Source organism: Citrobacter sp. RHBSTW-00570 (assembly GCF_013739755.1).
GTDB classification, from domain to species: domain Bacteria; phylum Pseudomonadota; class Gammaproteobacteria; order Enterobacterales; family Enterobacteriaceae; genus Citrobacter; species Citrobacter braakii.
The window spans coordinates 654,458-672,935 of the sequence record NZ_CP056399.1; the positions used below are offsets into that span (position 1 = coordinate 654,458).

Annotated in this window: 9 protein-coding genes; 6 read left to right on the plus strand and 3 right to left on the minus strand. The window is 45.6% G+C overall.

The genetic code is table 11. The features are described 5' to 3' along the window. Positions 1–4 precede the first annotated feature (4 nt). The 6 genes from HV237_RS03185 (at position 5) to HV237_RS03210 (ending at position 10,346) form a co-directional block, all read left to right on the plus strand. Positions 5–1,519, plus strand: coding sequence for a YfjI family protein (locus tag HV237_RS03185; protein ID WP_181541678.1), 1,515 nt, complete (start codon positions 5–7; stop codon positions 1,517–1,519). Between the two features lie 258 nt (positions 1,520–1,777). Continuing rightward, positions 1,778–2,470, plus strand: a complete 693-nt coding sequence (locus HV237_RS03190; protein WP_181541679.1) for an inovirus Gp2 family protein — start codon at positions 1,778–1,780, stop codon at positions 2,468–2,470. Positions 2,471–2,754: 284 nt separating this feature from the next. Next, positions 2,755–6,618, plus strand: a complete 3,864-nt coding sequence (dsr1, locus tag HV237_RS03195; RefSeq protein WP_249415297.1) for an anti-phage defense-associated sirtuin Dsr1 — start codon at positions 2,755–2,757, stop codon at positions 6,616–6,618. A gap of 152 nt (positions 6,619–6,770) precedes the next feature. Further along, a complete protein-coding gene (locus tag HV237_RS03200; RefSeq protein ID WP_181541682.1) occupies positions 6,771–9,368 on the plus strand; it encodes an AAA family ATPase in 2,598 nt (865 codons plus the stop codon). A 209-nt stretch (positions 9,369–9,577) separates the two neighbouring features. Next, positions 9,578–10,165: a DUF6338 family protein gene (locus HV237_RS03205; protein ID WP_181541683.1), complete on the plus strand. Its 588-nt coding sequence runs from the start codon at positions 9,578–9,580 to the stop codon at positions 10,163–10,165. A 22-nt stretch (positions 10,166–10,187) separates the two neighbouring features. Beyond that, positions 10,188–10,346: a hypothetical protein gene (locus HV237_RS03210; protein WP_156518184.1), complete on the plus strand. Its 159-nt coding sequence runs from the start codon at positions 10,188–10,190 to the stop codon at positions 10,344–10,346. A 69-nt stretch (positions 10,347–10,415) separates the two neighbouring features. On the opposite strand, the gene HV237_RS03215 is transcribed toward HV237_RS03210, so the two are convergent. The 3 genes from HV237_RS03215 to HV237_RS03225 form a co-directional block, all read right to left on the minus strand. After that, on the minus strand, positions 10,416–10,970 hold the full coding sequence (locus HV237_RS03215) for a hypothetical protein (RefSeq protein WP_181541685.1): 555 nt from the start codon (positions 10,968–10,970) through the stop codon (positions 10,416–10,418). Positions 10,971–11,751: 781 nt separating this feature from the next. Further along, complete coding sequence (locus HV237_RS03220) at positions 11,752–14,037, minus strand: restriction endonuclease (RefSeq protein ID WP_181541686.1); 2,286 nt, start codon at positions 14,035–14,037, stop codon at positions 11,752–11,754. A 446-nt stretch (positions 14,038–14,483) separates the two neighbouring features. Beyond that, a complete protein-coding gene (locus HV237_RS03225; protein WP_181541688.1) occupies positions 14,484–18,125 on the minus strand; it encodes a hypothetical protein in 3,642 nt (1,213 codons plus the stop codon). Positions 18,126–18,478: the final 353 nt, after the last annotated feature.

Here is an 18,478-nt window from a genome sequence, read left to right on the forward strand (position 1 = left end):
ATGTATGTCTAAGATAAATAGATCTAAACAAGATCAAGAGCTCTGTCTTGAATTTCAGATACTACCTACTTTTGTGCAACGGTTAATAAGCTACATACATTACAAAACAGGAGCTCGCGCTGAACTTATTTTAATCGTATTACTTGGGGTAATGGCATTTTCCTGCCAGGATAAATTTGATGTTCAGATTAAAAACGGGAGAACATTTACATCACTTTATCTCCTTTTATTAGCACGTTCAGGTAGCAGGAAATCAACAGTATTCAAAGCACTGATGGAAACAATCCATCAAATGGAAAAGGAACTGAAGAATATCTTTCTGGAAAAGGAAAAACTTTATGAACTGAAAAAATTATCTTGGGATACGGAATTAAAAGAACTTAAAAAGCAATTTAGCAAAGCTGTTCGCCAGAAGGTTAATGTAGCTGAAACACGCGAAGCACTGGAGGAATGTCAGAAAAGTGGACCGGTAGCACCCGTAAGAAAGTATCTGACTAAAAATGATTCGACAAGCGAGGGACTTAAAAAGACATTAGCTCTGGGATCTCCGTCATTAATGCTCGGTTCTGATGAAGCAGGAGGGGTGTTTGACAGTAGCCTTTTTCGCGATATATCAGTACTCAACTCTCTTTGGGGAGAAGGGAGAATCTCAGACAGTAGAGCATCTCGTGACAGCTACGATGTTGATGATGTCCGGCTGACCATATTGCTTTTACTGCAACCTACATTATTTAACGACTTTATAAACAAGCAAGGAAAAAAGTTAAGAAATTCAGGGTTCTTAGCCCGTTTATTATTAATCGATCTTGAGCAAATACCTGAATTGTGCGATATCCCTGATGCCTGTTCATGGTCTGATGAGCCAGGGCTTGATGGTTTTTTATCTATTCTCGTTAAGCATTTACAAGACGGGATAGAGCGTAGAGAAAAAAATGAAGAACGTATCTGTATTACTTTATCTGAAGAGGCGAGAGCGTTATGGGATACACACAACAAACGAATCAGGGAACTCATGCAACCAGGAGAGGAGTTGCATCACTATGATGATGTTGGTTCCAGAATTATGGAGCAAGTTACGAGAATTGCAGCAGTAATACAAATGTTTATTACACCCGAATCATCAATAATTACTAAGGATACTTTTCTATCAGCAGTTAAAATAAGCGAATGGTGTACTACTCATTTAATTTTAAAAGTAGACGCTAACAGAAAACCTAGCGAGAAAGAAAAATTGTTATTTTGGCTTGAGGAACATGTTATCACTAATAAGTCCTTCGACTTCAGGAGGCATAGCATTCGTAGAGATGGCCCAAATTCTCTTAGGAACATAGAGCACCTGATACCCGTTTTAAAGGAACTTGAAAAAGATGGTAAGGTACAGTTATTTAAAGAGGATGGAATTGACTATGTTAAATTTACTGGTTCAGAAGCGAAATCTAGTGATTTGGCTAAAGCATTAAACATACCGTTAATTTCATCCGGATCTATTGGCTTTAATAAGTTGCCAAATAATAAATAACTTCAGAGTAGCTAAAGTCTTTCTGGAAAATATTTTTTTGTTCTAAAGTTCAATAACCATGCGGCATCAACTTAAATTACTAGGGAGGTCAATTCATGATTTTAAGGTGGTATATGTAATATACCTTAATTAAGGTTCCATACCTAATTATTAATTATCAACAGTAACTCCCCTGCAGGAGTTACAGCCAACATCACATGGGTAGCATGAGGGCTACCCATTATCCAAAGATTATTATTTACATACTTAAGGATTATTATGGAATCACAATATTCACTTACCAATGAAGAAATCCATGACTTGGTAGAAATAGCCTCCAGAAAGTATAGATCACCCATTGACCTAAATATTCTCAACCCACTGCTTAACATGGTCTACGGCACACTGATGAAGAATAACCGAATACTAGGTATTCGTACTGACTCGAGATTCGCTCAGTCCCATGTACCAGGAGAGCCTGATCTACCAATATGCTTCCAGCGGGATGATGAGCAGGCAATCACTCGCTTCTACGAGTCACTGAAAAGCCAGTTACGAGCAGATCATAACCGGTCCAGAAGACCGGGAGATCCGACATTACCATCTTATGGATGGTGCAGGGAACGCGATACAAGCGTACACCCACATTATCACCTTGTGTTGTTGTTCAATGCAGACGTCTATGGGTACCTGGGGAATTACCAGGACCCCGATGCTGACAATATGGCTACCCGAATACAGAAAGCCTGGTGCAGTGCTTTAGGGCTTGATTACCCAGATTACGCAGCATTAACTGAATTTCCACCAAATACTGTTTACAGGTTTAGCAGATTTGATGCACTGGATCGTAACCCAGTCTACTGGAATTTCCTGGTTCGACTGGCGTATTTGGCCAAAACCAGAACTAAGGATGTCCACAGCGGTTACCGCAACTTTGGCACCAGCCAGTGCCTAGGTTACATAACTCGTTGAGTGTAAGAGACAATCCGATCATGGTCACATTGTAGGCAGATTCCGTTAAGGAATCTTTGAATCGTACATCGATCCCCTGCTACAACCTGCTACATGTAGCAGCTGTAGCAGGGCACTAACGATGAATCTGCGGACTTGTTCTATGAGATTCGCTCTTCCTAGTACTGCTTCAAACCTCCAACTGGGCTATCAGTGAATCAGGTTCTACATCGACGTTCAGATTGATGCGTGACCGTTAAGTTCCTGACGAGCATCAAGTCCACCTAGAGTCCGCATTGGCTAAAATGGCAAAGAAAATTTTAAAGGGAATGAAAGGAATGCAATTTATAGCTAACGGCCCCGACATCCCCGAGTCACTCCTAGAGGCGCATGAAGAGGGGCGAGTGGTGTTTTTTTGTGGTGCAGGTATTTCCTATCCCGCATGTCTGCCTGGGTTTAAGGGTTTGGTGGAGCAAATTTATCGGCTGAACGGGACTGAACCTTCAGCCATTGAGCAAGAGGTCTTCAAACGCGGACAATACGACGCCACACTGGACCTTCTTGAACGCCGACTACCTGGGCAGCGCTTAGCCGTTCGCCGCGCACTTACTGAAGCGCTGAAACCAAAGCTACGTCGTAAGGGGGCCACCGATACACAGGCAGCGTTATTACGATTGGCTCGCGATCGCGAAGGCTCACTGCGGTTGGTTACAACTAACTTCGACCGCATTTTTCACGTTGCAGGCAAACGAACGAATCAAACTTTCCAATCGTACTCGGCGCCAATGTTGCCTATTCCTAAGAATAGCCGATGGAACGGACTCGTCTTTTTGCACGGACTGCTACCCGAAAAAATGGATGAAACCGCCCTGAATCGTCTAGTAATCACCAGCGGTGATTTCGGATTGGCTTACCTAACAGAGCGTTGGGCTGCCCGCTTCGTTAGCGAACTATTCCGTAACTACGTAGTTTGCTTCGTGGGCTACAGTATTAACGATCCTGTTCTACGTTACATGATGGATGCACTAGCAGCCGACCGAATGCAGGGGGAAGCATCACCACAGGCCTGGGCTCTGGGCGATTGTGAGCCAGGGCAAGAGCACCAAAAGACTATAGAATGGGAAGCCAAGGGGGTCACACCCATTCTTTACAGTGTACCTGCTGGTAGCTATGACCATTCAGCTTTGCACCAGACTCTTATTGCTTGGTCAGACACATACCGCGACGGAGTGCAGGGTAAAGAAGCTATCGTCGTTAAACACGCACGGGCTTTACCACATGAAAGCACGCAACAAGACAACTTCGTCGGGCGGATGCTCTGGGCTTTATCGGATAAATCAGGTTTACCGGCGAAACTGTTCGCTGGATTCAATCCTGTTCCTGCTCTGGACTGGTTATTAAATGCTTTTGCGCAAGATCAATTTGGGCATGGAGATTTAACCCGTTTTGGAGTACAGCCCAAAGATGAAGTGGACACTAAGTTACGCTTCAGCTTAATTCGACGACCTGCGCCCTATCACCGTGCTCCACAGATGCTTATTGCCTCTGGTGGCGCTACGAGCAGCGAATGGGATGATGTTATGCTCCAATTGGCCCGCTGGCTCGTGCGCCATTTGGATGACCCTAGACTAATCATCTGGATTGCGGAACGCGGTGGACAGGTACACGACCGTTGGTCGTGGGAAATTACCCATGAACTGGATCGCTTAGCTTCTTTGGAGTCTGAAGGCAAAATTTCTGAATTGAATGAAATACGCTTGCATGCGCCTAAAGCGATTCCAGGTCCTCTGATGCGCATCTTGTGGCACCTACTGCTAAGTGGTCGAGTGAAATCACCATGGCCTTCTCATGATCTTTATCGTTGGAAGGGGCGCCTTAAGCGGGAAGGTTTGACAACCTTATTGCGTTTGGAGTTTAGGGGGTTACTCGCACCCAAGATTATATTGAAGAAGCCCTTTCACTGGACCGAAGATACGAACAATGCAGACGAACCAACACGGATTAAACAATTGGTGGACTGGGAACTTGCATTGTCAGCTAATCACGTGCGTTCAGCATTAAAAGACTTGGCCGCCGAGAGTTTCAAACCTTTCCTACCATTACTGCAAGAAGATTTACAGCAGCTATTACGTGATACGTTGGATCTATTGAATGTACTTGGTGAGGATAATGATCAGAGTGACCGATCACACTGGGATCTTCCATCAATCACACCACATTGGCAGAACCGCGGGTTCCGTGACTGGATAATTTTGATCGAGTTGCTGCGTGATGCATGGCTGGCTATTCACGAGAATGATAGTGTCCGTGCGATACGAATAGCGCAGAACTGGTTCTCTCTGCCTTATCCTACTTTCAAACGGCTAGCCTTTTTTGCCGCCAGCCAGGATAGTGCCATTCCGCCTAAGGAATGGGTTGATTGGCTATTGGTCGATGAAGCATGGTGGCTTTGGTCTACAGATACAGGACGGGAGGTATTCAGGCTACTCGTTTTGCAGGGACATCATTTGACCGGGTCGGCACAAGAACGCCTTGAAGTAGCGATTTTGGCAGGGCCACCGCGCGAAATGTACCGTGATGAACTTGAGGAAGATCGGTGGCAAGGTCTGGTGGCTCGGTCTGTGTGGTTACATCTGGCTAAACTAAAGTCATCAGGTCTAATTCTTGGAGAATCTGCTGCTACGCGATTAGTAGAAATATCCAATATATACCCGCAATGGCAATTGGCAGCTAACGAGCGTGACGAATTCTCACACTGGATGAGTGGTACTGGTGACCCGGATTATGAGGACAGTCGAGAGGTGGATATTGCTCCTCGTAGGCGACAAGACCTAGTGCAATGGCTAACAAAGCCAACACCAGAAAGACAATCTTATTACGAAGATACCTGGCGTGACGTTTGCCGCACACGCTTTTTTCATAGTTTGTACGCATTGTGCGATCTGGCACAAAATAACGTTTGGCCGGCGGACCGATGGCGTGAGGCTTTGCAGACTTGGGCCGAAGAAGAGGCTGTATTGCGCTCTTGGCGATATGCCTCGCGGTTGGTGATAACTATGCCTGATAACCTGCTTCATGAGATTGCACAAAGCTTAACTTGGTGGATGGAAGCAGTATCAAAGTCGATCAATAGTGATGAGAGCATGCTGCTGAAGCTTTGCCATCGAGTTCTGGCACTACCAATCGAAGTAGGTTCAGGTGCCCAAATCATCCATAATGGAGTCGAAACTTATGATGTCGTTGGCACTGCGATTAACCACCCCATTGGACATGTCACTCAAGTACTAATCAACCAGTGGTTCGAACTAAACCCTAACGATAATGATATGCTTCCTTCTTACCTCAAGCCTATATTCACCTCTTTGTGTGATGTAGAGGTTGAACGATTCCGCCATGGCCGCGTACTGCTTGGCTCACGGCTGATTGCTTTTTTCCGTGTAGATCGCCCTTGGACCGAAAAGCATCTTTTACCATTGTTTGACTGGAGCAATCCAGTAGAAGCAAAAGCTGTATGGGAAGGATTTCTATGGTCCCCACGTTTGTATCAGCCGCTGATGACTGCTTTTAAGTCACAGTTCCTGGATAGTGCAAACAACTACATAAACCTTGGTGAACACAGACAGCAATTCGCCGCTTTCCTCACCTATGCAGCATTGGACCCGACAGAGGGTTATACAGTAGAAGAGTTTAGAAATGCGATTGGAGTGCTTCCACCAGAAGGCTTGGAAGAGTCCGCACTAGCACTATCTCAGGAGCTTGAAGGCGCTGCTGAACAATGCGAAGACTACTGGCGGAATCGTGTGCAGCCATTCTGGCTAAAGATCTGGCCTAAATCTCGCGACCTGGCTACTCCACTAATCTCCGAATCATTGACTCGTTTAGTTATTGCTGCTCGGGGTGAATTCTCGGCAGCGTTGACACAAGTTCTGGACTGGTTGAAACCCATTGAACATCCGCACTATGTCGTACACAAACTGCACGAGTCAGGTTTGTGCAATCAATACCCTGCGGAGGCATTGCTGCTTTTAAGTATCATAATCACTGATGAAAAGTGGATGCCAGAGGAGTTAGGCCAATGCTTAGATGAGATTGTGCAAACCTCGCCACAGCTTGCACACGACGTAAAATATCAGCGGCTAATAAATAACTTAAGAAAGCGCGGCATTTAGTACTGGTGAGGGGAACACTTTGAAATCGGAAAAGTTCTATGCAGACTGCACTTAATGCGGTGGCATTTGACAGACCACTCATTCCAGAACGACAAAAAAAGATAGCATTACTTTCTTTTCGATTTGTACATCAAAGAGTAAGGGAAGCAAGGATGTCTGAACCAGCACATGAATTAATCGGGGCAAATGATTTTGAAAAGTGGCTGAATGAACGTAACAGTTGGCTTCAGACAGCTGCCAAACAGCTCATCGACAATAAACGTTTGCCGAGTGAGGTTGAACTCGCTGAGCTGGTTCGACTCTGCAAACTGGAAGCTGCCAAACAGAATGACCCAAGGTTCATGAAGGTAGTACCTGGCGCATTTTCGGCTGGATTGGTACAGCGAGTTGTACGAGTTGAAGAGGTAAGCCAAGTATTCGGTGTCAATGCCATCAAACCTGGGGCATCCTTACCTTTTGGGGCTGGCAGTTTAGCTGTAATCTATGGGCAGAATGGTTCAGGAAAAAGTAGTTTTTCTCGCCTACTCAAACAACTCTGCGGATCACGTTCAAAGGATGAAATCCGCCCGAATGTATTCAGTAACGAAGAGCATAAATGCAGCACTCAATGTCGAATCACTGTTGATGGTAAACCCGTAGAAATCACTTGGCAGGCTGGGGCTGAGGCTCATGCTATGCTCAAGTATGCCCAAGTATTTGATTCGAAGACTGCTACTCAATATATGGGCCGAACAGAATCAAGTTACGAACCGAGTAGCATGCGTTTCATCTCTTTGCTCATTCAGATCTCAGGAATGGTTTCTGAACAATTAGGTCGGGAGAAGGAAAAGCTCGTCAGTGCTCTTCCAGTTTTCCCAAATGACCTTGCGGAAACCGCCGAAAATACTTGGTTCTGCTCTCTTAAAGCCTCAGTCAGCGCTGAGAAAATTGAGGCATTTTGCCAATATGGAAATGATTTCGAAGATGAGCGTATCAAAGGTGAAGCTCTGTTAGCAGAGAAAGACATCAAGGGTCGCTTGGTTGCAATTGGTAAGGAAACTATTGCATTAGAAAGCATTAAGCAAGCCATGAAACTGTTGAAGGAGAGCCTAACGGACGGAAAAGCAGAGGAGTTGTTTAAGGCAAAAGAATTGGCTGTTGCAGCGAGAAAGGCGGCCAATATAGTTGCGCAACAGGTGTTCGCAACAGCTCCTCTACTAGGCGTTGGTGAAACTGCTTGGAAACAAATGTGGGATCAAGCGCGAAACTATTCTATTGCTCATGCTTACCATGGCCGCGATTTTCCCGTTACTACTGGGGGGGCGCATTGTGTGCTCTGCCAGCAGGAACTTACGGAGGAAGGCTCGGCTCGACTCAAAAGTTTCGAGGCTTTCATTACGGCTGGTCTTGAGACCACGGCAAAACATGCAGAAGCCACTAGTGCGGCACTGATTGCGAATGTAGTCCAGATGCCTTCAATAGAGGATTGGATTGCGCGACTGCTTCATTTGAAGTTTGATGAAAACTTTGCCCGTGCGTCTTATGACTCGTTAATGGCAAGACACTTACAGTTTGCGGGGTGTGCTGCCGTAGGTGCTATCTCAACATTTGATTGGGCGCTTATCGATCAGGCAATAGAAAAACGTGCTGCTGACTTAATTGCTGAGAAGATTAGCCTGACACAGTTGCAACAAGATGGGCAGCGTCAGCAATTAGAGAAGCGAGTTAAGCAACTCAAGGCACTCCAGTGGTTATTTCAAAACAAGATGGCAATTCTTGCTGAGCGTGAGCGCTTAGTTACAGTGGATTTGCTGGATAAAGCTACTAGACTGACAGCCAGCAATTCGTTGACTACTAAGCGCACCGAACTTGGGAGAACCGAGCTTGATGCTGGATATCAGACGCGTTTTGTTGCGGAGTTAAAGGCTCTTGGAGGGCGGCGCTTGCCAGTTGTACCACAGAGCAAATCTCAAGGAAAAGGAATAATAACGTTTGGACTCACCCTTGTCGGTGCTCGGGCTGGCTTCACTCCTGATGTCATACTCAGTGAAGGCGAAGCCCGCATAGTCGCATTAGCAGCATTCTTGGCTGATACTACCGGTTCGAACCAATTGGCACCTTTCATCTTTGATGACCCGATTTCATCTTTAGATCAGGACTTTGAAGAGCGTGTTGTTGCCAGACTTGTCGAATTGGCGAAAACCCGACAAGTCATAATCTTCACTCACCGACTATCATTGGTTTCTATCATAGAGGCTGTGATCAAGAAGCATAGTGAGAATCCGGATAATGAGAAAATAATCCACACCGTGCAGTCACTTAGACGTTTGGATAAAATTTCAGGGATCATAGCGCAACACAGTTTACGAGATGCCAAGCCTGACAAAGCCCTTAATGCGGTCAGGGATCACGTCATTCCGAAACTCAAAAAATATCAAGCCGAGGCTGATGCCGATGCTTATGACCTTACAGTGAAGAGTGCCTGTAGTGATTTTCGGATAATCCTGGAACGAACAGTAGAATTCGTCCTTTTGAATGACGTAGTTGTTCGTTTTAGACGTGACGTTATGACTAAAGGTAAACTGAGGGGTATTGCCAAGGTAATAGCAGAAGACTGTGACCTTATTGACATGCTGATGACTAAGTATTCTGTTTACGAGCACTCGCAAGCAGATGAATTGCCGTTGGTTCCTGTTGAACTTGATGAGTTCGAAAGAGATGTGTTGACGCTCATTGCTTGGATGAATGAGTTTAAAGCTCGAATTAGTTAAGATGAAACTAGCGAGCGGTTCTCAATGAAGGGGCACTTCTCGCTCTTAGCGACAGGATAGCGCTGCCACTGCCAGTTTTGTACCTGAAACTGGCTTCTTGGGTGCCCCGGTAGACATTCCTGGCCCATAGTAAGCTTTGTAATGAACTGAAATGCTTGAAAAGATATTTGTGTTAATATCTTCATGGATTAAAAATATCAGGTAAGAATATGGAATTGTTAGATTATAGTAAATTAATGATTTTTATATTATTTGTTATCCCAGGTTTTATAAGCCTGAAGATATACGAAATTTTACAACCATCGATAAAAAGAGAATCCTCAAAATTAGTTATTGATGCAGTCGCTTATAGCTGTATAAATTATGCAGCGTGGGGCATTCCGCTGTATTACATGATTACCACCAAGGTCTTATCGTTAAACAGCCTATTTTTTTATATTTATCTTTTCTTATTGCTCATTATTTTTCCTATAATAAATCCCATCGCGTTAAATAAATTAAGAAAATGCAGGTTCATTTCAGGTAAACTACCTCACCCCACGGGGCGTCCCTGGGATTATTTTTTCAGTTTAAAACAATCTTGCTGGGTCATAGTCACGATGAAAGATGGCTCTCAAGTTGCTGGAGCTTATAAAAACAACGCATTTGCTTCAAGTTGTCCTGAACCCGAACAAATATATCTAAGTGAACATTGGGTGCTAAATAGCGATGGTGGGTTTGAAAGACCCAGAAATGACACGTTAGGAATAATTATTCTCTCAAGTGAAATTAAAACACTAGAGTTTTTTAAGATGTAACATCTAGAAGGCGATTAAAATAATGACTGAAAAATTTAAAGATAATAGAGAAAGAAATGATGACCGCAACTATGGTTATCAGCCGCAACGCCGTGACAACGATGATGAAAGGAATGTTAATGGAGGGTACCAGCCGCCATCATCAGACACGACTGAAAATCCTCCCCCAAAGAAACCTTAAATTACCTAATGCCCCCGAATTTAAGGGGGCTCTTTCTATTTTCTAGCCACAACTCGATATTATCATGGATTAATTAGCATTGAAAAATCCCTGATAATCATCATACAGTTCATTCGCAAGAGCAAAACTTCTTGCCTCACTAAGCTTTGCTTTTGCTATGTTATATTGTTTCCTACTTTCTTTATCTTTACATTCAGGAGGCTGATTCAAACTGATACCCATCGCAGAAAACTCAGACATCAGAGCTCGTAATTTATCTTCTGCAACCTGTCTCTGTATTATTAGTGAGGCATTCTGCGCATTAGTATTTAGCTCAGCACTTAATATATCATAATTTTTTTTGAGTTCATTCAATTCATTAAGTCTTTTTTCATAACTCTCTTTTTCGTTTTTTACGAAAATCTCTTGCTTAAAAATATATTTCTCTCTTTTTAAAAGCTCTTCTTCCTTATTGTTTTTGATCGCATAAAATTCTTTAATCTGATGATCTAGTTCATTTTTTTTGTCGTACAAATCAACGTATTGATTAATTAGAAAAGCCCCTGCTGCGGCACAGGTGATAATAACGGCGACCCAAGCGGCCAGATTTTTACGAATCATCAGAGATAATTCTTCTAGATTCATTGTTTACTCTCCTTCATTGTCATAGCCCGATGTATTTATAATAATTTGAAGTATTCTACTTCAAATCAATAAAACTGATCCATATTCGCTGTAATGAGACGTCCAAGATGCCAAGTAAATTAAACATGAAGTGTAATGCAGAGAAACAAGCCCCCTCGAAGAGGGTCAGGAGCTTAAACTAACCGCCAATGAAGTTCGCGTGGTCAGTACAGCGGAGGAAGACGCAAGCCGACACTACCGGATCTTATTCGTCTCTTGTGTGCTTTTGCGAGATAAATGGTACGTTATCGAATGACCCAACCCAATGGGCGCTAAACGCACAATCACATCAGCGTTTTGGAGCAAGAATCTTTGCGTTTGCATTTCCAGCGGTATGAAGGCTGATAGCAAAACTGCTTAGGGCTTTACGTGCCGTCATGAGTGTTATCATTGATAACGTTAATTAGAATTCCTGAAAGCAAAAATCCCGCTCAGGTTTCCCTACGGCGGACATTGCAAGCATTCCTGTATTTTAATAAATAGAATACAAATCACGTCAGCGTGGTCATGGAAACATAAAGCCTCTGTCTAAACAGCTTCTTTATATTTTCAGCATTGTCTGGTAGCCCTTCATTTAAGCTATTCTACAAATCGCAGACTTGCCCCTCCCTGCATTACTCAGAGTAAACTGTCTCGACTTTAATATATTGATGTTGTGAGCTTTAATGGTGTCAAGAACATCATACCGAGAAAAGGCTCGTATTCTGAAGAAAGGGCAACGAGCCTGATATGCTAAGTTAACCTAGCGATCAAGAAGAGTTGTGAAAAGATCTCGAAGATCGCGGTCATTAAAAGTCTCCTGTTCATACTTATTCGACGACAGAAAGCTCGGAGAAGAGGCGCGACTGCTATGGTCTTCAATTTCGCCTATGCGCTCCTCGATAGCTGAGATAGCACTATTCAACACAGCATCCGAAACACCGAAACGCGGAGCGAACTTTTTCAGGGCATCGATCCGATCCGACAGAGAAGACTCGCTATCATCCTCGCAAATGCGGCTGGTATTCTCCTCGAACTCTTCGAGCACAGCCATCTGCAATGCTCGAGTAATGCTGGCGGGCAGCCCATTAACCGCATCCACCGCATCAACAAGCGTGGAGAGAATATCACTTGAGCTCCAGTGTATTGCATCTGTAAGTCCCTTTTCGAGGAGCTCTAATAATTCGGCTTCATAAATAAACTGTCGCCGATAGCCCTTTCCACCTCGTCGGGAAAAGAATTCGATCAGTGTCTCTCCATCCGACCATGCACTGAAGCCCTGCTGTGGATTGCGAGCAATCGCTATAATGCTGTCGGCAAACCGTCGTTCGTTCGTGAGCTGCCAAAAATCCATTAGCATTCGGAGCCTCTTGGAGTTTGCTGCGTCGTTGTATTCGAGTGAGCGAGCATCACCAGCTTTCGGACGCCAGTGCGGACGCGTTTCGATCATCTCCAGCATGCCAACGAAGGCTATGGCTATCTTAGTTTGAGCGGCCTCACTGAGCTCGAGCTGATGTACAAAGCTCCACAGGTTTAACAGCCAATCAATTGAGGCTGCCGTGGAAACAAGGCGAATAAGGAGCTCCGCGTCTCGAAGGTAAATTGAGAGATAGTCTTTGAGCGAAGGATTGATAAAAGAGACAAATGGACCGCTAATATTGACAATTTTAACGAAGCTACCTTCCAGAATGTGAAGGGTTTCTTCGAAATCCTTGGGCCCGTGAGCCAGACCGTATGCCTTGCATAACGCTGTATGCAGAGTATCGAAAGATGAACGAAGAGTGGCGAGAGAAACTCCGTATTCGGTGAGGAAAAACATTGCTATCAAGAGATGCCTACACCGATGATCAATATGCGTACGGAAGGCCGTGTCCCAAATCTGGCTAGGATTATTCAAGGCCTCGATAAAGGCTGTGGGATAGTTGGCTATTTCGATATTATTGATGTGTAGTGTATCGGTCATGGCCTCGATGATGCGTGGATTATAGTTCTTATGATCAACAATTTCTGCGAGCGTATTGCTATCCAAAAGTGCCTGGATGTGCAATAGCGGTGTCTTTGACACTAGCAGATGATTATAGAGGATCCGCGCTTTGATCCGTCGTGTATAGATGCCAACATCGAGTACGTACTTCGTCACATCGAGACGCTGATCGCTAAGATATTCGGAGACTCTCCGGGCTTCCTCAAATATGTAACCCCTTGTTGTCAGGATAAAACGAGCGTTTGGTGAGCGGCGCACTCGATTCATGAACCGCATCAAATCAGAATCCTTATGCGCCAAAGCTAGCCTGTCAAGTGCGACCTTTCCCAAGAAGTCATCGAAGAGAAAGACCTGCTTTTTATTATCGCTAATGGCAGCAAAGCCGTCCTCCAGACTGCGGATGGGGACTAGCTCCCATTGCTCGTTCAGGTAGGTGTAGCAAAGCATTTCGGCCAGTGTCGTTTTACCTACGCCCGGTGGCCCAGAGATGATAAGAAGCCCGTGCTTCTCTAAAGTTACGAATGACTCGCCGAAGCTGGGGTTTGATGCGAAAACGCGAACTTTCTTTTCGATCTCTTCCTGTGTGAATGCCGCAAAAGTATGGGCTGCCGCGCGTATGATCCGCTCCAAAACCCCCGCGCCCGAGAGCCACAATTTAATATGTGATTTGAGAATCTCTGGGTACTTACGGAGAAGGCCGTTGATGTCCTCTGGACCAAAAATATCCGCCTCGGACTTCAAGCTCGGACCGATAATAGGGGCGAGCTTGCTCTTGCTGGCCGGACTAAGCTTACAAGAGGTCGCTAGAATATAGCGTATAGGAGCCAGCATATTGATCGATATACGCTCACGCCTCATGGTGGCTATCAGTTTACTGACCTGCGAACCTTCATAATGCTTTGCCTGTAGGATAACGTTCCCGCTGGTATGCGAATGCCGACCGTCAGCGCCACCATCAGGTCCCGCGCAGAATGCCTCGAAGCGAAACCCCTCTTCTTTTCCGATGAGGTCAAGAACGAGATCTTCAAAGTCCGCCGATGAGAGATTTCTGAAGTTAAAACTCATACGGTGACACCGTTTGCAATATTGGTGTATCTGCTAGCACCGATAAAAATACACTCTCCTGATGAAATGCTGACGGCCATTCTTTCGATTGCCAAAAAAACAACATTGGCAATACCAGTCTTGAACTAATGTCGGCAGTACCCGACCCCAATAAGGGGTCTATGAGCTCTGTTTTTTCCATCGGTTATAAACCTCCTTACACAGGTTGAAGACCTTCAGGCCTTCTTCCATGATGTTAATCATAGAGACTTGCACAGGACGAGCATAAATATTCCAGCTTTATGCGATAATTTTTCGTCCTGATACTGCCTTGCATTTACTAGCTTTGTGTCATCCAGTAACGGAAAATTAGCTATGTAAACAGCGGGATGAATTAGCAGGCAGCTTTGTACGAAAACCGCCCAACCATACTTAAGCATGTACCATTAAAGGTGCTTCCTCACTCATCAGACGGTACGGATTTTAAGGTCAGCAATCAGGAATACTACAGCAACCTCCCGGTGGTCGATGCTGTAGGTCGCTAAATATCCACTTGTCTCAAAATCAGGGGGAGTCAATGCCTCGCAACTACGGTATGAGAGCGTTGGTAAAATATCATGCTGGAGCATGCTCCTGACATATTCAAGGAGGGGTTTTACATCCTTTGCGTACGAGTAAATAACGTGGAAATAGATGTCGCAAGTCCCGTATGCCAACAGCTTGTCAAAATGGCTCTTGATGTTTGTCCGATCTAGCCCTTTACAAACGAGCGCCTCATAGACAGATATTTCCTGCCCAGACACACGGATGACTGCATCTCTTTCGCCGGGAGTTCCGTTTACCGTTGTTCCACCGAGAGATTGGTCAGCAACATCCCACTTAGCTAATGCGAGAGATGCGCTCAAAATCTCGCGTACTGCACTATTAAGATCATTTTCAATCCTTGCTTCATCCGCTGGATTTTTCCTATCGCGCAGCATTCCTGCCATACGCTGAAGTGAAGCAACCGCTCTGGATACTTCTCGTATAAGATACCCACGGAAACCCATCCCTGGTGGGCCAAGAATGTCTCCGACCAAAGACATAGGGAGCTGAGCAAGCTGCTGTAGTGCGGCACGGATGGATGAAATAGAGTCAACAGCAACCGATGCAGAAGCGCCCCTGGAAGCGATGTTACCTGCTTGTAGGTCCTCCTTAAGAACAATAAGACGTTTGTCGTTTTCAAATTCTTTAATGGCTGAATCAAGAATTGCTATTGCCTCCTCTTGATACCCCATCTCGTATTTTGCAAGTACGACAACCATTTCTAACTCGGAGCTTCGCACTTCACTGCGACGTTTAACTACGCTTTCTAGGGCCGCCGCCGGTCTTTGTAAGGCGAATAAGAGATGCGCGCGATTAGCAAGCAATGTATTACTTGCAAGCTCTTTATTTGAAGTAATAACGCTGTTAATTTCTCCAAGCAGGCGCTCTCCGGCTACCTTATCCGCCCCGCTCAGCGAATGAAGAGTGGGTCCAATAATCTGTTGAATAGCCACAGCAAAATAGTTATCCCTGTATGTCGTGCTTGCCCCTGGTTGTGAGGAAAGTCGCTGCAACTCAGCCCGGGAGCTGACAAGATCGCCACTAGGCCTCAAAAGCTGGGACGTCGCTTTGTAAAAGTCCAGTTGATCATTGGCTTGCCGCATTGTCGCCGGATTAAGCGTCGTGGGGACTGTAGCGCTATCCAGCGCATCCCATTTCTCCTCTTTCAAAAAAAGTTGTAACTCCAAAGCAAAGAGGGCAAGCCAGTACTGTTGTGGCGCGCTGCTTAAGTTCTCCCTAACATCCTCCAGATGTTCCCGGGCGAGCTGATATTCTCCGGCAATCAACAAGGTTTCTATACGGTGGTGTAGCTCGGGCCACGACCAGAACACAGATGCTTCATCTGGCTTGAGTTGCTGTAATCTTGCTCTAATACCCAGCTTTGCAGTTGCGGGCAGGAACTGACATAGCTCGGCGAGAAGAACGGGATCGTCGGATAGCGCGAATGCCTGCAATAACTCATCCTGATTGTTTTTGTCTAGTTTACGCCACGCAGAGGCAAGATCCTGCGCTGGGGACCCAGTTTCCCGACCCAGATAGGTTATGGGGCTATATCTGTCCGTCAGGGCACCGATTCTCCCTTTTTGATCATGCTCGATAACACCGCGAGAAATCAGTGTCTTGAGAACGTCGCTGAGGACTGAAGGTATCTTTTCGTAAGGCCATCCCGATACAGCACGTGCGAGCAGGCGCACGTGAGTCCTCATTGTTCGGGCAACAGAGGCGCGGACCGAAAGTGCCTCATCGCTTGGAGCAGCAAGAATAAGTGCCATAGAATCAAATGGAATCAGAAATGCATTACGATCAGACTCAGCTTGTGCACACGCAGACGCAACAAGATGCCCGGCCATATCTGCCGATAACTCTGAAGCATCTGTCCAGTCCAGATGCTGCTTGCGTGCAAACTCTGAGTAGAGAGCAATAACAGGCGCCATTGCATCCTCAGTGGCTAGTGGAAGACTATTAATCCCATCAAGTACACCGGAAAAACACGCCCGGGGTATATTATCCTCATAGGCGACCAGATCCGCCAAGTAGCGTAATAACTCAGACTGAACGTGTTCATCATGTCTGGCAAATATCCCAAAAAGCAGACGACCGACGTGCCGTCTGGGATCAGCAATTACCCGCCCCATGCCCGTATTACCGGTATAACACCAGGTAATCAATGACGCGCACTCCTCAAGGCTTATCGAATTCGCATTTAAATGATAAGCAATGACTGACAGAGAATCCTGCACCGCAAACGTTTTGGTCTGAGCTTCACGTCCTCTGTTAAGTACATTGTTGCTGCCTGTCCTTGACTGCCACTCGACAGTCCATCTGGCAGCCAGGCAGGCCGTGGGTGGGTATAAAAGCATATCCACCAGCAGCCCGGGATCGGCATTGACACGGAAATGGAGTTGCAACATCGCCATTGGATGATTCACCGCGAAAGACAGAATTGCTTCAGCTGCAGCCAGGATGCCAGTCCCGATATCGGTCTTTTCAAGTTCAGAACACAGAAGACTAAACGCAAAGTTGACCGTAGTGGGACCGTGCCGTTGCGCCATAAGTCGTTCCATCATTACGGACTCACCTTCACGACTTGCAAGCCAGTCGGCCCTCGCCACACTGGTAATGGGTGGCATCTTTGGCACTCGGCCTGCGAAGCGCAACTTTTCTGCTGGGATCACATACGTCTTTTGCAGTACGTCTACATAACGAGCAAGATCACATTCCCACTTGCCCCACAGCGTCTGACGAGACAGAGCACGGTGCGCCGCTTCATGACAAAAGCGCTGTTGTGAGGGTGTCCACTGGCTGTCCCACGTCCCGTAACCTTCAATGGCATGACACCATGCAGTCCACTCGAGGAAAGCGAAGTCCACTGCGTCGTCATTAGTCTCTTTTAATGATGATAATGTATCGCCCCTGATTTCTTCCGACACAGATTCCGGCAGTAAAGCCATTACATTTTCTGGTTGAACAGCGCCGGTAGGGCAAAGCCGTTCCCATAACCGGCTAAGAAACCATTCAGGGCTTTCAACCGGAATATGCTGTTCGAGACAAAACTCAGCACGAATTTTTTCTGCGAGTGCAAGAACCTCCACAGGCTGCAGCTCAGTTTTTGCAATAAGCCGGGGCTTGCTGAGATTCTCAAGAAAAATTTTTGTACTCGGACTTGGGTAACTGATGAGAGAAAGCGTTCCCATCGGGGCTCCCTGCATGATCCAGCGACCACCATCAAAGAAAACCCAACCCTGACTGACGAGTTCGTCGAAAACCGGACCGCTATCAGCCTTCCGTTCTTCCGATTCATCCCAGCTTTTTGCCAGATCTTTCGCTTCACCGGGATACTCAAAACGAAAATGTTCGCACAGGCTGAGCAACTCCACCCCATTCATTTTTTCTCCCGACCCAGGAGCCGCGCGGGAGTAGCAGGGGGTGGGCAACCAGCGCATGAACATCTGCTTAAGCTCCTGGCGTACAGCTAACGGCGTAAACATACCTTTCATCGGGAGTACTTCTTCAAATCCTTCCACAATATTTTTCCTTGAAAACCAAGCTCATATTCTCATGCAACAAGTTACTCGAATGCAGTCAACTCACTTTGAACACAATCAATTCAACATTAGAAAGGCAATTAGAATCAGGCTCAAAAGCCCTTAGATTAACTTTATACACTAAAAATGATAACGGCTTAGAACCAAAGCACTTTACTGTGGCGTTGGTCCTTTAGAATGGCCCCATGTCCGAAGACCATACTTCTCTGTAGAGATTATTAACATGTCTCTACCGCTGCTTTTTGTTCAAAGAAGACACCAATATTTTAAAAATAGTTAGATATATATCATTTCACTGAATACACACCTTAACGAGAGAGCCCTTTTGTTCT

Bases quoted from the DNA above. Each gene is read 5' to 3' on its own strand.
- HV237_RS03185 (WP_181541678.1), top strand. From the start codon at position 5: ATGTCTAAGATAAATAGATCTAAACAAGATCAAGAGCTCTGTCTTGAA.
- HV237_RS03190 (WP_181541679.1), top strand. From the start codon at position 1,778: ATGGAATCACAATATTCACTTACCAATGAAGAAATCCATGACTTGGTA.
- dsr1 (WP_249415297.1), top strand. From the start codon at position 2,755: ATGGCAAAGAAAATTTTAAAGGGAATGAAAGGAATGCAATTTATAGCT.
- HV237_RS03200 (WP_181541682.1), top strand. From the start codon at position 6,771: ATGTCTGAACCAGCACATGAATTAATCGGGGCAAATGATTTTGAAAAG.
- HV237_RS03205 (WP_181541683.1), top strand. From the start codon at position 9,578: ATGGAATTGTTAGATTATAGTAAATTAATGATTTTTATATTATTTGTT.
- HV237_RS03210 (WP_156518184.1), top strand. From the start codon at position 10,188: ATGACTGAAAAATTTAAAGATAATAGAGAAAGAAATGATGACCGCAAC.
- HV237_RS03215 (WP_181541685.1), bottom strand. From the start codon at position 10,970: ATGAATCTAGAAGAATTATCTCTGATGATTCGTAAAAATCTGGCCGCT.
- HV237_RS03220 (WP_181541686.1), bottom strand. From the start codon at position 14,037: ATGAGTTTTAACTTCAGAAATCTCTCATCGGCGGACTTTGAAGATCTC.